Origin of the sequence: Microbacterium sp. NPDC090225, from assembly GCF_044772365.1 — a bacterium.
Lineage (GTDB): Bacteria > Actinomycetota > Actinomycetes > Actinomycetales > Microbacteriaceae > Microbacterium.
On record NZ_JBIVYS010000001.1, the window covers coordinates 1,196,773 to 1,221,447 of the forward strand.

Annotated in this window: 20 protein-coding genes and 1 riboswitch; of the genes, 15 read left to right on the forward strand and 5 right to left on the reverse strand. The window is 70.0% G+C overall.

The features are described 5' to 3' along the window. Positions 1-136 precede the first annotated feature (136 nt). From ACIQTT_RS05830 to ACIQTT_RS05845, 4 genes are all read left to right on the forward strand, one after another. Entirely contained in the window at positions 137-1,792 is a 1,656-nt protein-coding gene (locus tag ACIQTT_RS05830) for a thiamine pyrophosphate-binding protein (RefSeq protein ID WP_402787300.1), read from the forward strand. A gap of 53 nt (positions 1,793-1,845) precedes the next feature. Continuing rightward, complete coding sequence (locus tag ACIQTT_RS05835; RefSeq protein ID WP_402787303.1) at positions 1,846-2,712, forward strand: PhzF family phenazine biosynthesis protein; 867 nt, start codon at positions 1,846-1,848, stop codon at positions 2,710-2,712. Between the two features lie 326 nt (positions 2,713-3,038). After that, complete coding sequence (locus ACIQTT_RS05840) at positions 3,039-4,694, forward strand: DUF222 domain-containing protein (RefSeq protein ID WP_402787306.1); 1,656 nt, start codon at positions 3,039-3,041, stop codon at positions 4,692-4,694. Between the two features lie 188 nt (positions 4,695-4,882). After that, a complete protein-coding gene (locus ACIQTT_RS05845; RefSeq protein ID WP_402787309.1) occupies positions 4,883-5,278 on the forward strand; it encodes a VOC family protein in 396 nt (131 codons plus the stop codon). A 5-nt stretch (positions 5,279-5,283) separates the two neighbouring features. On the opposite strand, the gene ACIQTT_RS05850 is transcribed toward ACIQTT_RS05845, so the two are convergent. The 3 genes from ACIQTT_RS05850 to ACIQTT_RS05860 all read right to left on the reverse strand — a co-directional run bounded on the left by ACIQTT_RS05850 (position 5,284) and on the right by ACIQTT_RS05860 (position 9,153). After that, complete coding sequence (locus ACIQTT_RS05850) at positions 5,284-5,664, reverse strand: VOC family protein (protein WP_402787312.1); 381 nt, start codon at positions 5,662-5,664, stop codon at positions 5,284-5,286. 102 nt (positions 5,665-5,766) lie between these two features. Beyond that, positions 5,767-7,656, reverse strand: a complete 1,890-nt coding sequence (locus tag ACIQTT_RS05855; RefSeq protein WP_402787315.1) for an FAD-dependent monooxygenase — start codon at positions 7,654-7,656, stop codon at positions 5,767-5,769. A gap of 117 nt (positions 7,657-7,773) precedes the next feature. After that, positions 7,774-9,153 carry an MFS transporter gene (locus tag ACIQTT_RS05860; protein ID WP_247632688.1) on the reverse strand — a complete coding sequence of 460 codons (1,380 nt, stop codon included), beginning with the start codon at positions 9,151-9,153 and terminating at the stop codon, positions 7,774-7,776. Between the two features lie 142 nt (positions 9,154-9,295). Between ACIQTT_RS05860 and ACIQTT_RS05865 the strand changes: the two genes are divergently transcribed. The 8 genes from ACIQTT_RS05865 to ACIQTT_RS05900 are packed head-to-tail and all read left to right on the forward strand — an operon-like array spanning position 9,296 to position 17,037. Then, a complete protein-coding gene (locus ACIQTT_RS05865; RefSeq protein WP_402787319.1) occupies positions 9,296-10,804 on the forward strand; it encodes a fumarylacetoacetate hydrolase family protein in 1,509 nt (502 codons plus the stop codon). Then, complete coding sequence (locus tag ACIQTT_RS05870; RefSeq protein ID WP_402787322.1) at positions 10,801-11,484, forward strand: GntR family transcriptional regulator; 684 nt, start codon at positions 10,801-10,803, stop codon at positions 11,482-11,484. The genes ACIQTT_RS05865 and ACIQTT_RS05870 overlap by 4 nt, the downstream gene beginning before the upstream one ends. Beyond that, positions 11,481-12,977, forward strand: coding sequence for a 5-carboxymethyl-2-hydroxymuconate semialdehyde dehydrogenase (hpaE, locus tag ACIQTT_RS05875; RefSeq protein WP_402787325.1), 1,497 nt, complete (start codon positions 11,481-11,483; stop codon positions 12,975-12,977). Before ACIQTT_RS05870 ends, hpaE begins: the two co-directional genes overlap by 4 nt. Before the next feature lie 41 nt (positions 12,978-13,018). Continuing rightward, positions 13,019-14,182 carry a 3,4-dihydroxyphenylacetate 2,3-dioxygenase gene (gene hpaD, locus ACIQTT_RS05880; protein WP_402787328.1) on the forward strand — a complete coding sequence of 388 codons (1,164 nt, stop codon included), beginning with the start codon at positions 13,019-13,021 and terminating at the stop codon, positions 14,180-14,182. 9 nt (positions 14,183-14,191) lie between these two features. Further along, entirely contained in the window at positions 14,192-14,977 is a 786-nt protein-coding gene (locus ACIQTT_RS05885; RefSeq protein ID WP_402787331.1) for a fumarylacetoacetate hydrolase family protein, read from the forward strand. Then, on the forward strand, positions 14,962-15,780 hold the full coding sequence (locus ACIQTT_RS05890; protein WP_402787334.1) for an HpcH/HpaI aldolase/citrate lyase family protein: 819 nt from the start codon (positions 14,962-14,964) through the stop codon (positions 15,778-15,780). Before ACIQTT_RS05885 ends, ACIQTT_RS05890 begins: the two co-directional genes overlap by 16 nt. Before the next feature lie 37 nt (positions 15,781-15,817). Beyond that, positions 15,818-16,540: a DUF6882 domain-containing protein gene (locus tag ACIQTT_RS05895; protein WP_402787337.1), complete on the forward strand. Its 723-nt coding sequence runs from the start codon at positions 15,818-15,820 to the stop codon at positions 16,538-16,540. A gap of 59 nt (positions 16,541-16,599) precedes the next feature. Then, entirely contained in the window at positions 16,600-17,037 is a 438-nt protein-coding gene (locus ACIQTT_RS05900; protein WP_402787340.1) for a hypothetical protein, read from the forward strand. Positions 17,038-17,074: 37 nt separating this feature from the next. Here ACIQTT_RS05900 and ACIQTT_RS05905 read toward each other — a convergent pair whose 3' ends face one another. Continuing rightward, positions 17,075-17,953 (reverse strand): bifunctional methylenetetrahydrofolate dehydrogenase/methenyltetrahydrofolate cyclohydrolase, encoded by an 879-nt coding sequence (locus tag ACIQTT_RS05905; protein WP_402787343.1) that lies wholly within the window; start codon positions 17,951-17,953, stop codon positions 17,075-17,077. Further along, the gene (glyA, locus tag ACIQTT_RS05910) at positions 17,950-19,224 is read right to left on the reverse strand and encodes a serine hydroxymethyltransferase (RefSeq protein WP_402787346.1); all 1,275 of its coding nucleotides are present in this window, start codon (positions 19,222-19,224) and stop codon (positions 17,950-17,952) included. The genes ACIQTT_RS05905 and glyA overlap by 4 nt, the downstream gene beginning before the upstream one ends. A 38-nt stretch (positions 19,225-19,262) precedes the next feature. Then, a riboswitch (ZMP/ZTP riboswitch) is annotated at positions 19,263-19,347 on the reverse strand. Between the two features lie 52 nt (positions 19,348-19,399). Here glyA and ACIQTT_RS05915 point away from each other — a divergent pair. From ACIQTT_RS05915 to ACIQTT_RS05925, 3 genes are all read left to right on the forward strand, one after another. Then, entirely contained in the window at positions 19,400-20,926 is a 1,527-nt protein-coding gene (locus ACIQTT_RS05915) for a family 20 glycosylhydrolase (protein ID WP_402787349.1), read from the forward strand. Next, the gene (gene nagA / locus ACIQTT_RS05920; RefSeq protein WP_402787353.1) at positions 20,923-22,098 is read left to right on the forward strand and encodes an N-acetylglucosamine-6-phosphate deacetylase; all 1,176 of its coding nucleotides are present in this window, start codon (positions 20,923-20,925) and stop codon (positions 22,096-22,098) included. The genes ACIQTT_RS05915 and nagA overlap by 4 nt, the downstream gene beginning before the upstream one ends. Positions 22,099-22,551: 453 nt before the next feature. After that, positions 22,552-24,666, forward strand: coding sequence for a sigma-70 family RNA polymerase sigma factor (locus tag ACIQTT_RS05925; protein ID WP_402787356.1), 2,115 nt, complete (start codon positions 22,552-22,554; stop codon positions 24,664-24,666). Positions 24,667-24,675: the final 9 nt, after the last annotated feature.

Below are 24,675 nucleotides of genomic sequence, written 5' to 3' on the forward strand. Positions count from 1 at the left end.
TCGCGGCGATAGACTGACCACGTCCGGCCGCCCTGCGACCGGTGCCTGAAAAAGAGGCACGAAGCACTCCTCGCCGACGCGGGTGCGAGACACATACGGAACGTCGTTCTCCGTCCCTGTCTCGAAAGGCTTCGCCATGCCCTCCGTCTCCGCGCACGTCGCGCTCACCCTCGCCCAGCACATCGACGCCGTCTTTGGCGTGATGGGCAACGGCAACGCCTACTTCCTCGACGCGATCGAGACGCAGACCGATGCGGTGTTCACCGCCGTGCGCCACGAACAGGGTGCCGTGGTCGCGGCCGACGCGCACTTCCGCGCTTCGGGTCGCATCGCCGCGGGCACCTCGACCTACGGTGCCGGGTTCACGAATACCCTCACGGCGCTGGCTGAGGCGGTGCAGGCGCATGTGCCGCTGGTGCTCGTCGTCGGTGACGAGCCCACGTCCGGACCGCGCCCGTGGGACGTCGATCAGATCGCGCTGGCTTCGGCCGTCGGCGCACGCACCTACACGGTCGGACGTGCGGATGCCGCGGCGACGACCGTCATCGCGATCGAGCACGCCCTCACCTACCGCGTGCCCGTCGTGCTGGCGATCCCCTACGACGTCGCAGCGTTGGAGGCGGGGTCCGTCCCGCCGGCGCCGGAGCCGCGGGTGCCGGCACCGCTCGCCCCGCGCGGGGAGTTCGCCGAGGGCATGCTCGACGAGATCGCCGACGCCCTCGCCACCGCCGAGCGGCCGTTCCTGTTGGCCGGCCGCGGCGCCTGGCTGTCCGGGGCGAGCGCGGCGCTGGGCGAGCTCGCAGCGTCCACCGGCGCGCTCACGGCATCCACCGCACTCGGCCGCGGAGTCTTTCCCGACACGCGCTTCGACCTGGGCGTAACGGGCGGTTTCGGGGCCGAGGGGGCGATGGAGCTGATCCGCGAGGCCGATGTCGCCGTCGTGTTCGGCGCGGGACTGAACCAGTTCACGATGCGCTTCGGCGCGCTGTTCGCACCGGGCACGAAGGTCTTCCAGATCGACATCGCACCGGCGGCCACGCACGCCCACGTCGGCGGTTTCGTGCGCGCCGACGCGCGTCTCGCAGCCGAGGCGCTGGTGGAGCGGGTGCCGCGGGCGGCGGGTTCTGCGGGTGCGCCCTGGCGCGAGGTCGTCGAGGTCGCCGCCGCGCGGGCGTACGACGACGGAGATGACCTCGCCCCCGACGGGCGTCTCGACCCCCGATCCGCGGCCCGGCGCATCGCCGCGCTGCTGCCGGAGGACCGCGTGGTCGTCTCGGACGGCGGGCACTTCATCGGCTGGGCGAACATGTACTGGCCGGTCGCCGCGCCCGACCGCATGATGATGATCGGCACGGCTTTCCAATCGATCGGACAGGGCTGGCCGAGCGTCGTCGGTGCCGCTCTCGCCCGGCGCGATGACACCGTCGTGCTCACGTCGGGTGACGGCGGGGGCCTGATGGCGATCGCCGACCTCGAGTCCGCGGTGCGTGCGGCCGCCGGTCGCGGGATCGCGGTGATCTGGAACGACGCCGCCTATGGCGCCGAGGTCAACCTGTATGGATTGAAGGGTCTCGCCGACGCGCCGATGCGCATTCCCGAGGTCGACTTCGCCGCCTTCGCCGCAGCGGTCGGCGCCGAGGGCGTCGTCGTTCGCACGCTCGCAGATCTCGATCGACTGGAGTCGTGGGCCACCGAAGACCCGACGACCCGGCGCTTCCTGCTGCTCGATCTGCGTATCTCGGGTGACGTGATCGCGCCGTATCAGCAGGAGATCATCCGCGTGAACTCGTAGGCGCGGCATCCGTCGTTCCCGCCCGTCGGTTCCTCTCCGTTAGGCTCCGATCCATGCCCGAAAGCCCCGAGATCCTGCGCTACAGTGCGTTCGCCGCGACGCCCGAGGGCGGCAACCCGGCAGGGGTCGTGCTCGACGCAGCAGGTCTCGACGACGAACGGATGCTGCGGATCGCCGCCGACGTCGGATACTCCGAGACCGCGTTCCTGACGGGGCGCTCCGAGGTGGAGGGGGTGCCGCACCACCGGGTGCGGTACTTCTCGCCGGGAGCTGAAGTTCCGTTCTGCGGTCACGCCACGGTGGCGACGGCCGTCGCCCTGGCCGAACGCGACGGAGTGGGAACGGTCGTGTTCGAGACGGCAGCGGGTTCAGTGACCCTGGAGTCGGTGGCGGATGCCGCGGGCGCGATCACCGTGTCCTTCACGAGCGTCGAGCCGCAGGTGCGCGAGCTCGACCCGGCGGTGCGCGACCGGCTGCTGGACCTGCTGGGTCTCACCGTGGCCGACGTCGATCCGCGGTTCCCCGTGCAGGAGTCGTTCGCCGGAAACTGGCATCCGATCGTCTTCATCGCCGATCGGGAGCTGTTCCATCAGTTCCGCTTCCGGCCCGACGATGTCGCCGCTCTGATGCGCGCACAGGGCTGGCTCGGAACCGTGACGGTGGTGTACGCCCACGACTCCGCCGAGTTCGAGGCGCGCAATCTGTTCCCGGTCGGACGCATCACCGAGGATCCGGCGACGGGTTCCGCGGCCGCATCGACCGGCGCGTACCTGCGGGAGCACGGATACGCGGGCACGACGATCCGCATCCGCCAGGGCACGCATGTCGGGCGTCCGAGCGAGCTGATCGTCACGATCCCGGCGTCCGGCGGCATCGTCGTCTCGGGCGGCGCCTTCGCGCTCCCCGCCGACGGTTCCTGAGCGAGCGGAGCGAGACTCTCGGTCCCTGAGCGAGCGCAGCGAGACGAAGGGCCGCGCCCGGTGCGCAGTCCCGGTTCCTGAGCGAGCGCAGCGAGACGAAGGGCCGCACTCCGCCTGCACTTCCGGTTCCTGAGCGAGCGCAGCGAGACGAAGGGCCGCCGCGTCTCATAGCTGGGTCCCTGAGCTTGTCGAAGGGCCCCGCCCCGCGTGCACTCGTTCTGCACCGCCGTCGTGTTGTTACGAGTTCTCCACCATTCGCGCCGATAGTGCCTGTGGCCTGGTCTTTTCGCGTCCGAATGTCGGTGGCCCCTGGTGGACTGAGTAACATGAACAGCACCGCCGAACTCCTGGATCGGGTCGCCGCCGACCTGACCACGGTGCTGCGCGCAGATGTCGTGGCGGGGCTGTCGGATGCGGAGAAGATGCAGATCCTCCGCGCCGCCGGTGAAGTCGCCCGCCGGGTGGATGCGGTGATCGTGGAGACGGTCGGGTCGGTGGATCAGCGCCCGGCCGGGTCGGGGGAGCTGGCGTTCTGTGGGAGGTTCGGATGCCGGACGATGAATGAACTCGTCCAACGGGTGCTGCGCACGGACGCGGCCGGGGCTGCACGGGTCGTGAAAGCGGGGAAGGTGGTGCGGCGGGAGCTGGACTACTCGTCCGGTGCGCTGCTGCCGGCCCGCTGGCCGGCCCTGCGGGAGACGTTGCTGGACGGGGCGGTCGGGGTGGCGGGACTGTTGGCGGCGACCGGGCCGGTCGAGCAGGCCGGGCCCCGCATCGGTGCGGCGGACCGGTTGCGTGCCGATGCCGAGCTGGCCGAATACGCGCGTGGACTAGCCGATGGTGACGGTGACGGCGGCGATGACGGGGACTCCGATGAGAGCGGCGATGCCGATGCCGGCACGGAGCATCGTGTCGAAGGAGGTCCATCGGCCACGCCGGAGGACCTGAGGCTGTTGTCGCGGGTGATCGTGACGTACCTCGACCCCGACGGCGCGGAACCCGCCGAAGAACGCGCGATGCGTGCGCGGGGAATCGTGCTCGGCCGAGTGAAAGACGGGGTGATCCCGATCCGCGGGTCGCTCCTCCCAGAGACGGCGGGGCAGTTGCAGCGGATCTGGGACGCGTACCTGAACCCGAAAGTCGACGGGCCGCCCGTGCCGGCGATCCCGCTGCCTGATGTGGGCGAGGCCAGCGGGGTGCGGTTCGTGCCCTCCGCCGACGGCGCATCGCTCGGTGCGGATGAGCATGCACTGAACGAGGAGACGCACCGCCTCCTCGCCGACCCCCTCCGCCCTCTCGACGACGGCGTCCTCCCGTCTGATGGTGTCCTCCCCTCCGGCGATCCCGGCGGGATGCTGGATAACCGATCCCGTGCGCAGAAGCAGCACGACGCCCTCGCCGCCGCCCTCGGGATCGCCGCCCGCCACCACGACATGCCCTCCCTCGGCGGTGCCGCCCCGACCCTGGTCGTGTCGGTGACTGTGGAGGACTATGCGACCGGGCGGGGCTGGGCGCACGTCGATGGCGTCGACGACGCCCCTGTCTCCCTCGCGACCGCCCGGCACACCGCCTGCGGCGGCAGCATCCAACGCGTCACCTCCGACCCGGCAGGGCGCATCATCGGGATCGAGACCACCGACCGGGTGTTCACCGCCCACCAACGTCGTGCGATCACGCTCCGCGATAGGGAGTGCATCATCCCCGGATGTCACGTGCCCGCGAGCTGGTGCGAGATCCACCACGTCATAGAGCACGCCCGCGGCGGCCCCACCAGCACCGACAACGGCGTCACCCTCTGCTGGCACCACCACCGCACCCTCGACACCTCGGGCTGGCACATCCGCATGCACAACGGCACACCCGAGATCCGCGGACCCGCCTGGTGGGACCCCCACCAGAAATGGCGAACACCACGACCCACCACACGCCACACCACGCGCCACACCACCCCGGCGCGCCGAGCACGACCGATCCGCGCATGAACACAGCGTGGCGATCGGCGACGGGTCACCCAAGAACGAGCACGGGCCCGCCACGCCTGAACCCCCCGCGTCGTCTTGGGCGCACGTCAGCCCCCTTCCCCTTCCCCTTCCCCTGCCCTGCCCCTGCCCCTGCCTCTGCCCCTGCCCCTGCCCCTGCCCCTGCCCCTGCCCCTGCCAGAATCGATGACATGCCCGGTCTCCACCACGTCGAAGTATGGGTCGCCGACCCCGATTCCGCTCGCCGCGACTGGGGGTGGCTCCTCCCTCGGCTGGGATTCTCGCTGCAGCAGGAATGGCCGGAGGGCCAGACCTGGGCTGCCGACAGCGGGCCCTACCTCACGATCACGTCGCCCCCACGCATCGACGAACGAGGCCACGACCGCCGTCGACCCGGCGTCAACCACTTCGCTTTCCACGGCGGCGAAGAATCGACCGTCGACGGCATCATGGCATCCGCCGAAGAGAACGGCTGGCACCCGCTCTACCACGAGCGCTATCCCCACGCCGGTGGCCCCGACCACTACGCCGGATGGCTGGAGAACGCCGCCGGCTTCAAGGTCGAGATCGTCGCAGACGAGATCTGATCTCGTCAGCCCTGCGCACCGTAGTCGGGCAGCTCCTGCAGCGTCCACGTGTTGCCGTCCGGGTCGTCGAACGACACGAACCGCCCCCAGTCGAGATCTTCGACGCCGCGAGCATCGACCCCGAGGCCCCGCAGTTGAGCGAGCGCCTCATCGGCGTCGGGCACGACGACCTGGATCGTGTTCTGCTGACCCGGCTCGAGATCGAGGCCCAGCCCGGTGCCGAACGCGATCGAGCACGCCGAGCCCGGCGGCGTCATCTGCACGAACCGCAGCCCCTCGGTCGGGGTCTGGTCGTGGTCGGCGTTGAAGCCGATCTTCACGTAGAAGTCCTTCGCTCGGTCGACATCCGACACCGGCACGAAGATGAGTTCGATCTTCCAGTCCATCACGCCACTCCTCAGGTCACGGCGGGCGCCATCGCCCTTTCGCGTCCACGGTAGGCCGGGCCACCGACATTCGCCAGAGCAGGCGGGAGAAGAACCTCAGCCTCACCGCGCCGGCAGCATCCCCTCGGCCAGGAACTCCGCAAGCTCCCGCACGCCCGCCTCATCCAACGGCAGGATCGCGGCGACGTACTGGTCGGGCCGCACCACCACCACGACTCCGTCGCGCGACAGCCCCCGCTCGGCGAAGATGTCGACATCGGTCCACTTGCTGGGCCCCGCCGCGTACACCTTCTCCCAGTCGATCAGGCCGAGCGGCCCGGTCCGCGGCTGGAACAGCGCCGGTGCGGTCGTCACCTCGACGTCTTCGAAGGGCTGCGGGTACACGGCCTTCACATCGAACACGGCATCCGCATCGGCATCCGCCGGGGTGAATCGCTCGAACACCGGCGCTGCCGCCTCGGCCCACTCCGCCAGCCGCCCGCCGGCGGCAGCCCCTGACGTGTCGCCGAAGGCGTAGACGCGCCACCGCCCGTCGGCCCGGGCGTGGTGACCGAGGTGCACGACGTTTCCGTCCCCCACCCGCACGACCTCCGCGGATTTGAACCGCTTCCCGAGCGGGAAGCCCGACGCCAACGCCTGATGCGCATCCGTCCCGGTGATCATCGATGCCGAGTACTGCGTCATGAACCCCGATGGGAACTCGGCCGTCGCGAGGTAGTAGGTCGCGAGCTCCTGCGGGTCCGAGATCTCCTCGGGCTTGCGCGCCATGAGGCTCGACCACTCGCGATCGAAGTCGATGAGCTGCTGCGCCACGGGCCGCCGTTCGGCGCCGTACGTCGCGAGCAGCGCCTCGGGCGCGCGGCCGGTGAGCACCGACCCGAGCTTCCACCCGAGGTTGAAGCCGTCCTGCATCGAAACGTTCATGCCCTGGCCGGCCTTGGCGCTGTGCGTGTGGCAGGCGTCGCCGGTCAGGAACACCCGCGGCGAGCGCCCGGAATCCTCGGGGGCGTCGTCGAATCCGTCGGTCACGCGATGGCCGACCTCGTAGACGCTGTGCCACGCCACCTCACGCACGTCGAGCGTGTACGGATGCAAGATTGCATTCGCCCGGCGGATGATCTCCTCGATCGGCGTCTGCCGCACGCGGTGGTCGTCGTCGTCCGCCACTTCGCCGAGATCGATGTACATGCGGCTGAGGTAGCCGCCTTCCCGTGGGATGTGGAGGATGTTCCCCGCCCGCGAGTTGATCGCGCACTTGGTGCGCCAATCGGGGAAGTCGGTGTTCACGAGCACGTCCATGACGCCCCAGGCGTGTGCGGCCATGTCGCCGACGTGGGTGCGACCGATCGCCTCGCGTACCCGGCTGCGAGCACCGTCGCACCCGGCGACGTACTTCGCCCGGATGATCCGTTCCTCCCCCGCCCGCTCCCCCGCGACGTGCTGCACCCGCACCTCGACCGGGTACTCGCCCTCGTCGTGCACGGTCAGCCCCTCGAACGCGACCCCGTAGTCGGGCACGATGCGTGCCGGCCCGTCGGCGGCGGCCTCGGCGAAGTAGTCGAGCACGCGGGCCTGGTTGACGATCAGGTGCGGGAACTCGCAGATGTCGTAGGCGTAGTCGGCGGTGCGCGCCGTGCGTACGATGCCGGCGGGGTCATCGGGATCGGGCCCCCAGAAGTTCATCCAGCCGATGTTGTAGGCCTCGGCCGTGATGCGCTCCGCGAACCCGAACGCCTGGAAGGTCTCGACGCTGCGCGGCTGGATGCCGTCGGCCTGACCCAGCACGAGCCGTCCGTCGCGCTTCTCGATGATGCGCGTCGTCACGCCCGGGTACCGCGACATCTGCGCCGCGAGGAGCATGCCCGCCGGCCCCGATCCGACGATGAGTACGTCGACCTCGTCGGGCAGGTCATCGGGTCGCTCGATACCCGTGCCCGCGGCATCCTGCACGCGCGGGTCGCCGGAGACATAGCCGTGGTGGTGGAACTGCATCGTCGTCGATTCCTTCCGAACTTCTCTCATTGTGCGCGGTTTCTGCGCTCCCGTCGCACTTTCCGTCGGCCCTGGCGCACCGAGCCGACGGAGAGTGCGACGGGAAGGATCCGCGGATCAGGCCCGGGCGAGTCCGTGGATCGGGCTCACGGCCTGCTCCTCCTCGTGATCCGGGCCGAGCGGGATGCCGGAGCGGTCGCGCAGCAGCAGCGTCGCGATGAGCCCGATCACGGTCATGCCCGCGAGGTACCAGGTGACGGCCTGCGTCGAACCGGTCGCCGCGACGATGGCGGTCGCGATGGTCGGGGCGAACGCGCCGCCGGCGATGGCACCGATCGCGTACGAGATCGAGACGCCCGAGAAGCGGATGCTGGCCGGGAACAGCTCCGTGTACAGCGCCGCCTGCGGACCGTAGGTGAAGCCGAGGCCGATCGTGAGGATCGCGAGACCCGCGAAGACGAGCCCGATCTCCCCGGTGTTCACGAGGGGGAACAGCGCGAACACGCCGCCGAGCTGCAGCACCCAGCCGATGATGTAGGTCGTGCGGCGGCCGATACGGTCGCAGATCCAGCCCGCGACGAGCGTGCTGATCAGCCAGGTGACCGCCGAGCCCGCGACGGCCCAGAGCACCGGTCCGCGCTCGAGCCCGATCGGGCCCTCGGGGTTGGTGGTGTAACCCTGGATGTAGCCGCCGGTGGTCATGTAGCCGACGGCGTTGTTGCCCGCGAACACGAGCGCGGCGATGATGACGAGCAGCGCATGCTTGCGGAACAGCTGCACGATCGGCATCTTCGCCTTCTCCTTGCGCTCGGCGAGTTCGGCGAAGACCGGGCTCTCCTCCACGCGGCGACGCACGTAGTAGCCCACGAGGATCAGCACGACGCTGAGCAGGAACGGCACGCGCCAGCCCCACGCGAGGAACTGGTCGCCGGGCGCGATCACCGTCATGAGCGCCATGACGCCCGAGGCGAGGAGCAGACCGAGCGGAACGCCGATCTGCGGCGAGGCACCGAAGATGCCGCGCTTGGCGCGAGGGGCGTGCTCGACGGCCATGAGCACCGCGCCGCCCCACTCGCCACCGGCCGAGATGCCCTGCAGGATGCGCAGCAGCACGAGCAGTACGGGGGCCGTGATGCCGATCGTCTCGTAGGTCGGCAGCAGACCGATCAGTGCGGTCGCGAGACCCATGAGGATGAGCGTCCACATGAGCACGGTCTTGCGTCCGAGCTTGTCGCCGTAATGGCCTGCGAGGAACGCGCCGAGGGGGCGGAAGAGGAAGCTCACGCCGACCGTGGCGAACGCGATCAGGGCGCTGTCGGCGCCGAGCGGCGCGAAGAACAGCTGCCCGAAGACGAGGCCGACGGCCGTGGCGTAGATGAAGAAGTCGTACCACTCGACGGTGGTCCCGACCACCGTGGCGAAGACGACGCGGCGACGGTCGGCCGCCGTCGCGATGGTTCCGGTGGGTGTGAAACCCGCCTGTGACTGACCGCTCATGCGGTGTCTCCTTTGTTCGTGACTGCATTGTCACGGCGTGCATCCGAGTCTCGGTCGGAGGTGCTTGCCGGGGGTGGAAGCGATGATATATGATTTCGGATACGACGCACAAGGTGTCGGAGAATGCGCGAGGAGGCGCCCCGTGACGGATACCATCGCCCGCCCCGGCAAGATCATCGCGATCCATCTGAGCTACGCCTCCCGCGCCGATCAGCGCGGCCGCCGCCCCGCCGCCCCCTCGTACTTCTTCAAACCGTCGAGCTCCGTCGGGGTCTCGGGCGGCACGGTCGAACGTCCCGCGGGCACCGAGCTGCTCGCGTTCGAGGGCGAGATCGCGCTCGTCATCGGCACCCCCGCCCGGCGGGTGGCGATGGCGGATGCCTGGGCGCACGTCTCCCACGTCACGGCGTCGAACGACCTCGGCCTCTACGACCTGCGAGCGAACGACAAGGGCTCGAACGTGCGATCGAAGGGCGGCGACGGCTACACGCCCCTCGGCCCGCACCTCATCGACGCGAGCACGGTCGACCCGACAGCACTGCGCGTGCGCGCCTGGGTCAACGGCGAGCTCCGCCAGGACGACACGACGGCCGGGCTGATCTTCCCGCTCGCGCAGCTCGTCGCCGACCTGTCGCAGCACTTCACGCTCGAGCCCGGCGACGTGATCCTCACCGGCACTCCGGCCGGGTCATCCGTCATCGTCCCGGGCGACGTGGTCGAGATCGAGGTGGATGCTCCCGACGCTTCAGGCTCTCCCACCTCGGGCCGGCTCGTCACTACCGTCACGCAGGGCGATGTCCCCTTCGACGAGACGATCGGGTCACTCCCCTCCGTCGACGACCTGCAGCGCACCGAAGCGTGGGGCTCCGCCGAGGCCGCCGGTCTGGTGGCGGGCCCTTCACTCTCCCCGGCCCTCCGCGCGAAGCTCCTCGACGCCCCGACGGCCGGGCTCTCGGCCCAGCTGCGCAAGCGCGGCCACCACTCCTGCTTCATCGACGGCGTCTCCGCGAACATCCCGGGTTCGAAGATCGTGGGCACCGCGAAGACCCTGCGCTTCGTCCCCTTCCGCGAAGACCTCTTCGCGAGCCACGGCGGCGGCTACAACGCCCAGAAGCGCGCGTTCGACGCCGTCGCGGAGGGCGAGGTCATCGTGATCGAGGCCCGCGGCGACGCCACGACCGGCACGCTCGGCGACATCCTCGCCCTGCGAGCCCGCACGCGCGGTGCAGCGGGCGTCGTCACCGACGGCGGCGTGCGCGACTTCGACCAGGTCGCAGAGATCGGGCTCCCCGTGTTCTCGCAGGGCGCGCACCCCTCGGTGCTCGGTCGTCGGCACGTGCCCTGGGAGGTCGACGTCACGATCGCCTGCGGTGGGGCGACCGTGCAGCCCGGCGACATCGTCGTGGGCGACGGAGACGGCGTGATCGTGATCCCGCCGGCCCTCGCCGAGGAGATCGCGGATGCCGCGATCGCGCAGGAGCACGAGGATGCGTGGATCGCGACGCAGGTCGAAGCGGGGCATCCCGTCGACGGCCTGTTCCCCCTGAACGCCGATTGGCGCGCCCGTTACGAGGCGGAGACCGCCACGCAGAACGAGACCCCCACGCAGAACGAGACCACTGCGCAGAACGAGACGGGCACGAGCGCATGACGACCACCGCCGTCAGCAAGTCCGAGGTCGCGTACGAGTGGATCCGCTCGCGCATCACCGGACACATGTTCAGTCCCGGCTACCGCCTCGTTCTCGGATCGATCGCCGACGACCTGAAGATGAGCGTCGTGCCCGTGCGCGAGGCAATCCGCCGACTCGAGGCCGAGGGACTCGTCACCTTCGAGCGCAACGTCGGCGCCCGAGTCACGCTGGTCGACGAGAGCGAGTACGCCCACACGATGCAGACACTCGGCATCGTCGAGGGCTCGGCGACCGCGCTCTCCGCCCCGCTGCTCGACGACGACGCCCTCGACGAGGCGGCCCGCATCAACGACCGCATGGCGAGGATGCTCGACCACCTCGACGCCCACGCCTTCACCGAGCTCAACCGGCAGTTCCACTCGGTGCTGTTCGAGCCGTGCCCGAACCCGCATCTGCTCGACCTCGTGCATCGCGGGTGGTCGCGGCTCTCCGGCATCCGCGACTCGACCTTCGCGTCGATCCCCGGCCGCGCCCAGCACTCCGTCGAGGAGCACACCGAGATCCTCGACCTCATCCGGGCGGGCGCCGATCCGCTCGAGATCGAACTCGCCGCCCGCAACCACCGCTGGCGCACGATGGACGCGTTCCTCGACGCCCTGCACACTCGCACCGCCCCCACGACCGGAGGACAGTCATGACCGATCCGCGCATCCCCGCCGACCTGCCCGACCACATCCAGCACTACATCGACGGCGCCTTCGTCGACTCGGTCGACGGCGACACCTTCGACGTGCTCGACCCCGTCACGAACACGACCTACACGACGGCATCCGCGGGCAAGAAGGCCGACATCGAGCTGGCCGTCGCCGCTGCCCGCCGCGCGTTCACCGAGGGCCCCTGGCCGCGCATGCTCCCCCGTGAGCGCTCGCGCGTGCTCCACCGCATCGCCGACATCGTCGAGTCGCGCGATGCCCGCCTCGCCGAACTGGAGTCGTACGACTCGGGTCTCCCGATCACGCAGGCGCTGGGCCAGGCCCGCCGAGCGGCCGAGAACTTCCGCTTCTTCGCCGACCTGATCGTCGCGCAGTCCGACGACGCCTTCAAGGTGCCCGGTCGACAGATGAACTACGTCAACCGCAAACCGATCGGCGTCGCGGGTCTGATCACCCCGTGGAACACGCCCTTCATGCTCGAGTCGTGGAAGCTCGGCCCCGCGCTCGCGACCGGCAACACGGTGGTGCTGAAGCCCGCCGAGTTCACTCCCCTGTCGGCCTCGCTCTGGGCCGGGATCTTCGAGGAGGCCGGCCTGCCGCAGGGCGTCTTCAACCTCGTCAACGGACTCGGCGAGGATGCCGGTGACGCCCTGGTGAAGCATCCCGACGTCCCCCTCATCTCATTCACCGGCGAGAGCCGCACCGGGCAGATCATCTTCGGCAACGCCGCCCCCTTCCTCAAGGGCCTGTCGATGGAGCTCGGCGGCAAGTCGCCGGCCGTGGTCTTCGCCGACGCCGACCTCGAAGCCGCGGTCGACGCGACGATTTTCGGCGTCTTCTCGCTCAACGGCGAGCGCTGCACCGCGGGCTCGCGCATCCTCGTCGAGCGATCGATCTACGAGGAGTTCGTCGAGCGCTACGCCGCCCAGGCGAAGCGCGTGAAGGTCGGCTACCCGCACGACCCGACGACCGAGGTCGGAGCTCTCGTCCACCCCGAGCACTACGAGAAGGTGATGAGCTACGTCGAGATCGGGAAGACCGAAGGCCGACTCGTCGCCGGCGGTGGCCGCCCCGAGGGCTTCGACGAGGGCAACTTCGTCGCACCGACCGTCTTCGCCGACGTCGCCCCCGACGCGCGCATCTTCCAGGAGGAGATCTTCGGCCCGGTCGTCGCGATCACCCCCTTCGACTCCGACGAGGAGGCGCTCACGCTCGCGAACGACACGAAGTACGGCCTCGCCGCCTACATCTGGACCAACGATCTGAAGCGCGCCCACAACTTCGCGCAGTCCGTCGAAGCGGGCATGGTGTGGCTGAACAGCAACAACGTGCGCGATCTGCGTACCCCGTTCGGCGGTGTGAAGGCCTCGGGCCTCGGCCACGAGGGCGGCTATCGCTCGATCGACTTCTACACCGACCAGCAGAGCGTGCACATCACGCTCGGCGGCGCCCACAACCCCACCTTCGGCAAGAACTGACCCCCTCCTGTCACGCAGGAATCGACAGCAAGGACGCTGACATGACCGACAAGACGCAGAAGACGCTCACCTCCTCCGGCTACTACGTGTCGCAGGAGGCACCGATCCACTCCGACAACCCGGTCGCGACACCGACCAGCACCCCGCCCGACATCCTGCGCTGCGCCTACATGGAACTCGTGGTCACCGACCTCGCCGCCTCGCGCCAGTTCTACGTCGACGTGCTGGGGCTCTATGTCACCGCTGAGGACGAGAACGCGATCTACCTGCGCTCGACCGAGGAGTTCATCCACCACAACCTCGTGCTGCGTCGCGGGCCGATAGCCGCGGTCGCCGCGTTCTCGTACCGGGTGCGCAGCGCGGCGGATCTCGACCGCGCCGTCGCGTTCTACACCGAGCTCGGCTGCGACGTGCGCCGCGAGCCGAACGGCTTCGTGCAGGGCATCGGCGACTCGGTGCGCGTGGTCGACCCGCTCGGCTTCCCCTACGAGTTCTTCTTCGAGACCACCCATGTCGAGCGTCTGTCGTGGCGCTACGACCTGCACACCCCGGGCGAGCTCGTGCGCCTCGACCACTTCAACCAGGTCACCCCCGACGTGCCCCGCGCGGTGCGCCACTATCAGGACCTCGGGTTCCGCGTCACGGAGGACATCCAGGACGACGAGGGCACCGTGTACGCCGCGTGGATGCGCCGCAAGCCCACCGTCCACGACACCGCGGCGACCGGCGGAGACGGCCCCCGCATGCACCACGTCGCGTTCGCGACCCACGAGAAGCACAACATTCTCGCGATCTGCGACAAGCTCGGCGCCCTGCGCCGCTCCGACGCGATCGAGCGCGGCCCCGGCCGCCACGGCGTCTCGAACGCCTTCTACCTGTACCTGCGCGATCCCGACGGACACCGCGTCGAGATCTACACGCAGGACTACTACACCGGCGACCCCGACAACCCCGTCATCACGTGGGACGTGCACGACAACCAGCGCCGCGACTGGTGGGGCAACCCCGTCGTGCCCTCCTGGTACACCGAGGCGTCGCTCGTACTCGACCTCGACGGCAACCCGCAGCCGGTGATCGCCCGCACCGACTCCAGCGAGATGGCGGTGACGATCGGCGCCGACGGCTTCTCGTACACGCGCCCCGGCGACGACGAGTCGATGCCCGAGTACAAGCAGGGCGAGTACAAGCTCGGCCACCAGCTGTAGGAGATGCGGATGCTGTCAGCAGAGGTGATCGCGCAGATCGCCGCCGAATTGGCCGAGGCCGACCGGGAGCACACGGTGATCCCCCGGATCACGGCGCGTTGGTCCGAGGCGACGATCGAGGACTCCTACGCGATCCAGGGCGTGTGGCGCGACACGCAGATCGCGGCGGGCCGCACGCTCGTCGGCCGCAAGATCGGCCTGACCTCGAAGGCGATGCAGCAGGCCACGGGAATCACCGAACCCGACTACGGCGTGATGTTCGACGACACCGTCTACGAATCCGGCGCCGAGATCCCGGTCGATCACTTCTCCAACGTGCGCATCGAGGTCGAACTCGCGTTCGTTCTGAAGCATCCGCTCGAAGGCCCCGACTGCACGCTCGACGACGCGCTCGCGGCTATCGACTACGCGGTTCCCGCGCTCGAGGTGCTCAACTCGCACATCGAGCTGGAGGGTCGCACGATCGTCGACACGATCAGCGACAACGCCGCCTACGGGGCGATGGTGCTCGGCTCGGTGCGCAAGCGTCCCGACGAGATCGATCTGCGCTGGGTGCCCGGCGTGCTGTCGCGCAACGGCGAGATCGAGGAGACCGGCGTCGCCGCGGGCGTGCTCGGTCACCCGGCGACCGGCGTCGCGTGGCTCGCGAACAAGTTCCACCAGCACGGCGCGCGCCTGGAGGCCGGGGAGATCATCCTGGCAGGATCGTTCACACGCCCGATGTGGGTGTCGCGCGGCGACGACGTGCTGTGCGACTACGGACCGATGGGAACGATCGCATGCCGCTTCATCTAGATCCGCCGTTCCGCGACCGGCTCGCGGCATCCGATCGCCCGCTCGTGGGCATGTGGGTGTGCTCGGGCAGCCCGCTGCTCGCCGAGGTCGCCGCGGGCTCCGGCCTCGACTGGCTACTCATCGACATGGAGCACTCGGCCAACACGCTCGAGTCGGTGCTCCTGCAGTTGCAGGCGGTCGCCGCGTATGCGGTGACGCCGGTCGTGCGTGCGCCGGCCAACGACGTCGTGGCCCTCAAGCAGATCCTCGACCTCGGCGCGCAGAACGTGATCGTGCCGATGGTATCGTCCGCCGACGAGGCGCGGGCCGCGGTCGCCGCCACCCGCTACCCGCCGGAGGGCGTGCGGGGCGTCGGCAGCGCCCTCGCCCGCAGTGCGCGCTGGAACCGCGTCGACGGCTACTTGCGCGATTCGGCGAAGCACACGTCGCTCACGGTGCAGATCGAGACCGCGGCGGGCGTCGAGGCGGCGGGCGAGATCGCGGCCGTCGACGGGGTGGATGCCGTGTTCGTCGGACCCTCCGACCTCTCCGCCTCGATGGGCCTGCTGGGTCAGCAGACCCATCCGGATGTCGTGGCCGCCGTCGAGCGGGTGTTCGCCGCGGCGAAGGCGGCCGGCACCCCCGTCGGGGTGAACGCCTTCGATCCGGTGGCCGCGGAGGCGTACCTCGCCGCCGGCGCCGACTTCGTGGCGGTCGGCGCCGATGTGGCGCTGCTCGCCCGCGCATCCGAAGCCCTCGCCGCGCGCTTCATCGCCGCGGATGCCCCGGACGCACCGAACCGTGGTGAGAAACAGAGCTACTGACTGGCGGATTCATAGGCTCAGCCACGAAACTGTTCGCATGACCTTCGCTGCGCTCCAGCCTCTCGCCGATCGTGCCGCCCTCTACTCCGTGATCCGCCAGGATCAGCTCTCGGCCGCTGCCGATGCGCTGGGCGAGCATCGCTGGGACGCCGACATGACGGCGGGCACCCTCACGTTCACCGCGAACGCCGACCCCTCGCGCCAGCTCGTGACGCGTGCGCACCTGATCGCGACGATCGCTCCGGGACCGCGCTCGATGCTCTGGGCGTGGGCGCATCCGCAGGGCGACGCGCAGGGTGTCGCCGCGCAGTTGCGCGCCTACGGCGAGGAGCACGGCATCGCCGAACTCACCTCCGCCGAGGTCCCCTTCCCCGCCGAGGCCTCGGGCGACGAGGACTGGATCGCCGCGGCGGCGCATACCGTGGGCGGCGTCGCCGTCGAACTCACCGGTCGCTCCCCGTACTACTCCGCCCCGGTCGGCGGCGGTACCCGCGCCGTCTTCCTGCTCGACGCTCCGCTGCCGCAGCTCACCGTGGCCGACGCCATGATCGTGATGCCACGCATGCTCGCGAGCGTGTCCCTGCCCGACGCACGCACCTCGGTGTGGGATCTCGCGCGCCTCGCCGGCTGGACCCTCACCTGGACCGATGAGGCCTTCTCGGGCGCGACCGTGGTCGACGCGACCGGCTCCGCCACCTTCAGCTTCGACGAGCACGCCCGCATCTCGAACGTGCAGAGTTCGCTCGGCGGCCAGAGCTGACATCAGTCCCGGTCGCTCCGGGGATGCGCACTCCGCACGGGCTGTGGGATTCTGATCCCATGAAGAAGGCAATCGTGCGGTTCGGCTCGCTCTACGTGTTCAACGTGGTGGTGCTGCTGCTGATCGGACTGCTGCTGCGGGGCGTCTCCGTGGGATGGCACGCGTTCTGGGCGGCGATCATCCTCACCCTCGCCGCGCTGTTCGTGAAGCCGACGCTCGCCGCCGCCTTTCGCCGATCTGCCGCGAAGTCGGCCGCCGACCGCACGAAGGCGGGCGAGAAAGTCGTCCAGTACGTGCTCGTGTACATCGTCGAGCTGATCGTCTGGGCGCTCACCGTGTGGTTGAGCGGCGTGAACGCACACGGCTTCTGGGGCTACGTCATCCCGCCGTTCCTGCTGCTGATCGGCTGGATGATCTACGACCAGGTGGACGACAAGCTGCAGGCGAAGGCCGCCCAGGTGTACGACACCGTGCAGGCACGGGTGCGCCGACGCTGACGGCATCCGTCGAGCGGGATGCCGTCAGCGTCTTCGTTCAGGCGAGGCGCTCTGCCGCCTCGACCACGTTCGTCATGAGCAGCGCGACGGTCATCGGTCCGACGCCGCCCGGGTTCGGCGAGATGAAGCCGGCGACCTCGGCCACGTCGGGGTGAACGTCGCCGGAGACGACGCTCTTGCCCGTCTCGGGGTCGGTCGTGCGGGTCACACCCACGTCGAGCACGGCCGCACCGGGCTTGACGTCCTCGGCGCGGATGAGGTGCGCGACGCCCGCGGCGGCCACGATCACGTCGGCCTCGCGGAGGTAGCGCGGCATGTCGACCGTGCCCGTGTGGGTGAGCGTCACGGTCGCGTTGATGTCGCGGCGCGTGAGCAGCAGCCCGATCGAGCGGCCGATCGTGACACCGCGACCGACGACCACGACGTGCTTGCCCTTCAGGTCGTAATCATTGCGCAGCAGCAGCTCGATCACACCGCGCGGCGTGCACGGCAGCGGCGTGTGGATCGGGCCGTTGACGTTCAGCACGAGGCGACCGAGGTTCGTCGGGTGCAGGCCGTCGGCGTCCTTCGCCGGGTCGATCCGCTCGAGGATCGCATCGGTGTCGAGGTGCTTCGGCAGCGGCAGCTGCACGATGTAGCCGTGGCAGTCGGGATCGGCGTTGAGCTCGTCGATCAGCGCCTCGACCTGCTGCTGCGTGGCATCGGCGGGCAGCTCGCGCTGGATCGAGTTCATGCCGATCGCCTCGGACTGGCGGTGCTTCATGCCCACGTACAGCTGCGACGCGGGGTCCGCTCCGACGAGCACCGTGGCGATGCCCGGGGTGATGCCGCGGGCGCGCAGTGCGGCGACGCGCTCGGTCAGCTCGGCCTTGATCTCGGCCGACGCCGCCTTGCCGTCGAGGACGACCGCGGTCACTGCTGCAGGTCCGGGTAGAGCGGGAAGCCGGCGGCGAGCGCGTCGACGCGGGCGCGGAGGGCCTCGACGTCGGCACCGGGCTGCAGCGCCAGCGCGATGATGTCGGCGACCTCGGTGAACTCGGCGTCGCCGAAACCGCGGGTGGCGAGCGCGGGCGTACCGATGCGCAGACCCGAGGTGACCATCGGCGGACGCGGGTCGTTCGGCACCGCGTTGCGGTTGACCGTGATGTGGATGTCGTGCAGCAGGTCTTCGGCCTGCTTGCCGTCGATCTCGGCCTCGCGCAGGTCGACGAGCACGAGGTGCACGTCGGTGCCGCCGGACCGCACGGCGATGCCGGCATCCTTCACGTCCTGCTGCGAGAGGCGCTCGGCGATCAGCGATGCGCCGCGCAGCACGCGCTCCTGACGCTCGGCGAACTCGGGGGTCGCGGCGAGCTTGAACGCGGTCGCCTTGGCGGCGATCACGTGCATGAGCGGACCGCCCTGCTGGCCCGGGAACACGGCCGTGTTGATCTTCTTGGCGATGTCGGCGTCGTTCGTGAGGATGAAGCCCGAGCGAGGGCCACCGATCGTCTTGTGCACGGTCGACGAGACGACGTGGGCGTGCGGCACCGGGTTCGGGTGCAGGCCCGCGGCCACGAGACCGGCGAAGTGCGCCATGTCGACCCAGAGCAGCGCGCCGACCTCGTCGGCGATCGCGCGGAACGCCGCGAAGTCGAGCGTGCGGGGGTACGCCGACCAGCCGGCGATGATGACCTTCGGCTTGTGCTCGATGGCGAGGCGACGCACCTCGTCCATGTCGATGACCGAGGTCTCGGGGTTCACGCCGTAGGCGACGATGTCGTAGAGGCGGCCCGAGAAGTTGATCTTCATGCCGTGCGTGAGGTGGCCACCCTGGTCGAGCGAGAGGCCGAGCAGCGTGTCGCCGGGGCGCGCGATCGCATGCAGCACGGCGGCGTTGGCCGAGGCACCGGAGTGCGGCTGGACGTTGGCGAACTCGGCTCCGAACAGGCTCTTGGCGCGCGAGATCGCGAGTTCCTCGGCGACGTCGACCTCCTCGCAGCCACCGTAGTAACGGCGGCCGGGGTAGCCCTCGGCGTACTTGTTCGTGAGCACGGAGCCCTGCGACTGCAGCACCGAGACGGGCACGAAGTTCTCGGATGCGATCATCTCGAGGAACGTCTGCTGACGCTTCAGCTCGCGGTCGAGCACCTCGGCGATCTCGGGATCGACCTCGGCGAGCGGGGCGTTGAAGTAACGGTCGGTCATGATGACGGGCTCCTCTGACGACGGATTCGAAGGGTGTTCTCATCGGCCCAGGCGCGCGGTCGAATTCCGTGGTCGGTCGCTCCCCGGTGGTAACCCACCCAGACGCCAGTCGCGACAGAACGAGCATAGCGGATTCCCCCTGGTCGGCTCCCCGCTGCGCGGCTAGGGTTTGTTCATGGTCTTTACACATCAGCTCCCCCTCGTCCCGGTGCCCGCCGCAGCCGTCGTGCACGACGGACGGATGCCGATCACCGCGACGACGCGCGTGCACGGCTCCTCCCCCGCGATCGACGTCCTGACGGCCGCTGCCGCACGACGCGGTGCCCCTCGGCTCACGCCCGCCGACGAGCCGGAGCAGGCCCCGGCCCCCGGCGACATCGTGCTGCGCATCGACCCCGAGGCCGCGGCATCCGAGGGCTATCGCCTGTCGGTCGGCACACACGTCGAGATCGCCGGCGCCGACGAGGCCGGCCTCTTCTACGGTGTGCAGACCTTGCTGCAGTTGCTCCGCGAGGATGGCGAGGGCTGGAGCCTCCCGCACGTCGAGATCGACGATTCCCCGCGCTTCATGCACCGCGGAGTCATGCTCGACGTCGCGCGCCACTTCTTCGACGTCGCCGAGGTGAAGCGGTTCATCGACGCGACCAGCGCACTCAAGTTCAACCGCCTGCACCTGCACCTCACCGACGATCAGGGGTGGCGGGTGCACATCGACTCCTGGCCGCTGCTCACCGAGCGGTCCTCGGCGACGTCCGCCGGCGGCGACCCCGGCGGCTTCTACACGAAGGACGACTACCGCGAGATAGTCGCCCATGCCGCGTCCCGGCACATGGTGCTGGTCCCCGAGATCGACCTGCCCGGGCACACCCACGCGGTCGGCGTCGCCTACCCCGAGCTCGTCGAGGCGCCCGTGCTGAACGACGCCCTCGTCGCGCAGTCCGAGACGCTGGGGCAGCCCTTGCCCGTCGCCGGAGAGACGTACCTCGGCTGGGGCGTCGGTCACTCGAGCGTGCGCATCCGCGAGGAGCGCACCTACGACTTCGTACGCGACGTCGTGCGCGAGCTCGCCGAGATGACCCCGGGTCCGTACCTCCACATCGGCGGTGACGAGTCCCTGGGCACCTCGCAGGAGGACTTCGACCACTTCGCCGAGCGCGCGACGCGGATCGTCGTGGATGCCGGGAAGATCCCCGTCGCCTGGCACGAGATGGGTGCCGCCGCCGGCATCGCCGAGGGAACGATCGGCCAGTACTGGGGCATGAAGGTACCCACGGGTACGCACGCCGCCGAGGCCGAGCATTTCGTCGAACGCGGCGGCGCACTGATCATGTCGGCCGCCGATGCCACCTACCTCGACATGAAGTACGACGAGGACTACCCGCTCGGCCTCACCTGGGCCGCCGTGATCGACGTGCGCACGGCGTACGAGTGGGAGCCCACCGCCGTACTCGACGTTCCGGACGCCGCCATCCTCGGCACCGAGGCACCGCTGTGGTCCGAGACGACGCGCACGATCGACGACGTCGAGCTGCTCGTCTTCCCGCGGGCCGCAGCCGAGGCCGAGATCGCCTGGTCGCCGCAGCACGGCGACGGACGCGAGTGGTCGTCGTTCCGCGAGCGGCTCGGCACGCTCGCGCCGCTGTGGAAGGCTGAGGGGACCCGATTCCACCCCGCCGCAGACATCCCCTGGAGCGACCGATGAGCGTCCACCCCGCAGCCACCGGAAGCCTGGTCGTCCACTCCGCACGCGTCGTCGACCGCGGGGAGATCGTCGACGACGCCTGGGTGCGCGTCGAGGCCGGCCGAATCTCCGCGCGCGGAACGGGCGCCGACTGGACGCCCGCCGACGAGGTCGTCGACGCGGCATCCGTCGCCGGCCCCGGGGCGCTTCTCACGCCGGGTTTCGTCGACATCCACGGCCACGGCGGAGCGGGAGCCTCCTTCGACGACGGCGTCGACTCCATCCGCATCGCCCGCGACCTGCACCGCGCACACGGCACGACCCGGGCGGTCGTATCGCTGGTGACGGCGCCGCTCGACGACCTCGCGCGCAGTGCCGCGCAGATCGCCGACCTCATGCAGACGGATGCCGACATCCTCGGCTCGCACCTCGAGGGGCCGTTCCTCGATCCGGGTCACCACGGTGCCCACGACCCGTCCCTCCTGCGCGAACCGCGGCGAGACGACGTCGACCTGCTGCTCACTGCGGGTCGCGGCACGATCCGCCAGATCACGATCGCCCCGGAGCTTCCGGGAGGGCTCGACGCGATCCGCCGGATCGTCGCGGCAGGCTCCGCGGCCGCCGTCGGGCACACCGATGCGGATGCCGCCATGGCCGTCGCCGCATTCGAGGCGGGGGCGTCGATCCTCACCCATGCGTTCAACGCGATGCCCGGCATCCACCACCGCGCTCCGGGTCCCGTGCTCGCCGCGGCGGCCGATCACCGGGTGGTGCTCGAGGCGATCGCCGACGACGTGCACCTCGACCCGCACGTCGTCAAGCTCGTGTTCGACGCCGCCCCCGCGCGCGTGGCCCTGATCACCGACGCCATGGCCGCCGCGGGCAGCGCGGACGGTCGCTACGACCTGGGCGCGGTGCGCGTGACGGTCGAGAACGGCGTCGCGCGGACCGTCGAGACCGGGGCGATCGCCGGTTCGACGCTCACGCAGGACGAGGCTCTGCGACGCGCGGTCGCCGCGGGCGTCGCACTCGCCGACGCCGTGCGCGCGCTGACCGAGACGCCGGCCGGGGCCGTGGGCTTCGCGTCGGAGCTCGGCGCGCTGCGCACCGGGATGGTGGGGGATGCCGTGCTGCTCGATGCCGAACTACGCGTGGCGCGCGTGTGGGTCGGGGAGCGCCCGCGCAGGGCCTAGTTCCTTCCACCGCGCGCCGCCGCGCAGCGCGTGCGGCTCCGGTCCCTTCGCGCGGGGAGAGTGGAGGGTGCCGATCCCCCCGGATCGGCACCCTCGGGTTCCCCCACGTAGAGAGGGGGGCCGAGAACTCCTCCCCCGAGGCTCCCGACCCGCCCGACCGATGCGCGAACCCCCTGCATCGGAGCCCGAACCCCGCCCCCCGGTGGAGTTCGTCGTGGCTGTCTCTACAGATGAGACGACGTGAGGGCCGATTCATTACGCGAACCTGGGAAAAAATCTGAGAAAAGTTCCGAGACTCGTGAATAATCCACGTTGACCGGGATTTTCTTTTTCAAACTTTTTCGTCGGCGGACTCCCGCGAGGGCTGGCCCTGGAACGAGTTCCGAGAGAGAATGGAGAACCCGCGTGATGATCCGGCCCATCGCGCGTCTCACTCTGTGAAGGCACATATCCGTGCCCCACGACCGAGGGATCACCGTGCACGAAGAGAACACTCCTCACCTGGGCGACACGATCGCCGATGCAGACCTCATCCTCCGTACCCGCTCGGGTGACACGGGGGCCTTCGGAGAACTCTGGCGTCGTCACTACCCCTCGGGGATCGCGGTCGCGCGCTCGGTCACCTCGTCGATCGATCCCGACGACCTCGTGCAGGAGTCGTACACGCGCATCTATCAGGCGATCATCAAGGGCGGCGGGCCCAACGGCTCGTTCCGCGCCTACCTCTTCACGAGCATCCGCAACACCGCCGCCGCCTGGGGGCGTTCGCGTCGCGAAGACGCGATGGACGAGCTCGACACGGTCGCCGACCCCGACAGCACCGACCAGGCCTCGAACGACGCCCTCGACCGGAGCCTCACCGCGCAGGCGTTCCGCAGCCTTCCCACGCGCTGGCAGGAAGTGCTCTGGTACACCGAGATCGAGCAGATGCGCCCGCAGGAGGTCGCTCCGCTCCTGGGCATGAAGTCCGGCGCGGTCTCGCAGCTCGCGTTCCGCGCCCGTGAAGGTCTGCGCGAGGCGTGGATCCAGGCGCACCTGCGCAGTTCGGCCCCGGGCTCGGAGTGCCAGTGGACGATCGAGCACCTCGGCGCCTACTCGCGTGGCAACCTCGGATCGCGTGATCACCGGCGCATCGAGGCGCACCTCGACGAGTGCGCGCGCTGCATGATCGTGGCCGCCGAGGCGAAGGACGTCTCCAAGCGCCTCGCGCTCGTGCTGCTCCCCCTCGTGCTCGGCGTCACGGGTGCCGCGGGATACCTCGCGACCCTGCAGGGCGGCGGCGCACCGATCGTCGCGCTCGCGGCGATGCCCTCCAGCATCCCCGGCGGCGTGGTCGCCGGCGACGGCGGCTCCGGAGCCCTCACGGCGGGAACGACCGCCGGTGGCGCGGGAGCTGGCGGTGCGGGCGGAGCCGGTGGAGCAGGCGGATCGGCCGGTGGCGGTGCCGGCGGTTCGGCCGGAGCATCCGGCGGGATGCTGTCGGGCATGGGCGCCCTCGTCGGCGCCGGTTCGGCCGCTCTCGTGGTGGCCGGTGTCGTCGCCGCGGCGACGATCATCCCCGGCCTCGCCGGGGCGAACCCGTCGACGTCGCTGCCGAGTGCCGGCGACTCCGATTCGTCGTCGATCTCCTCGGACGTCGGACCGGACGCCTCGATGAGCACCGAACCCGTGGATGACGAGCTCGACGAGCCCGTCGAGAAGCCGAAGGACGAGACCGTTCCCCCGGTGGCCGACGACGAGACGGATGCCGACACCGGCACGGACGTCCCCGCGGCCCCCGTCGTCACGACTCCGGCGAATCCGGCTCCGGGCTCGGGCGGCGATTCGGGTCCCGGGACGAACCCGGGAACCGACCCCGGCGAGACCCCCGGAGAGAACCCCGGAACCGACCCGGGCACCGGTCCGGTGGATCCCACGGACCCCACCGACCCGACGGACCCCACGGATCCGACCGATCCCACCGACCCGACCGATCCGACCGATCCCACCGACCCGACCGATCCCGTTGCTCTGCCCGAGGGATCACCGACGATCGTGTCCGCCGAGATCTGCATCGATCGTGGATTCGTCACTCGCTACACGCTGACCATCGACGGAGAGCCGGAAGCAGAGGTGCAGCCTCTGCTCGACGGCTCGACCGCCGGCACGACGGGTGGCACGCTCGACGCGAACGGCACGGGGACCGTCGAGCTGCGCCCGACGTTCGACCAGCTTCTCGACAACGCGGGCGTCTCGATCATGTACACGCTGGGTGAGCAGCAGGGTACTCCGAGCGAGCCGGTCGGCGTTCTCGACATCCCCGCGCGGTCGCTCGCTGAGTGCTCCGTCGATGTGGTTCTGCTCGATGAGCCCGCAGCCGATCAGCCGGCACCAGAAGAGCAGCCCGCTCCTGCCGAGCAGCCGGCTCCGGTCGAGCAGCCCGCGCCCGTCGAGGAACCGGCGCCGGCACCGGTCGAGGAGCAGCCGACGGCGGAGACCGCTCCCGCCGAAACGGATGCCCGTGTCGACGCCGCCGTGACCCCCGAGGTCGTCGTGGTACCGGACGAGGAGCCGGTTCCCGCCGAATAGACTGGATCC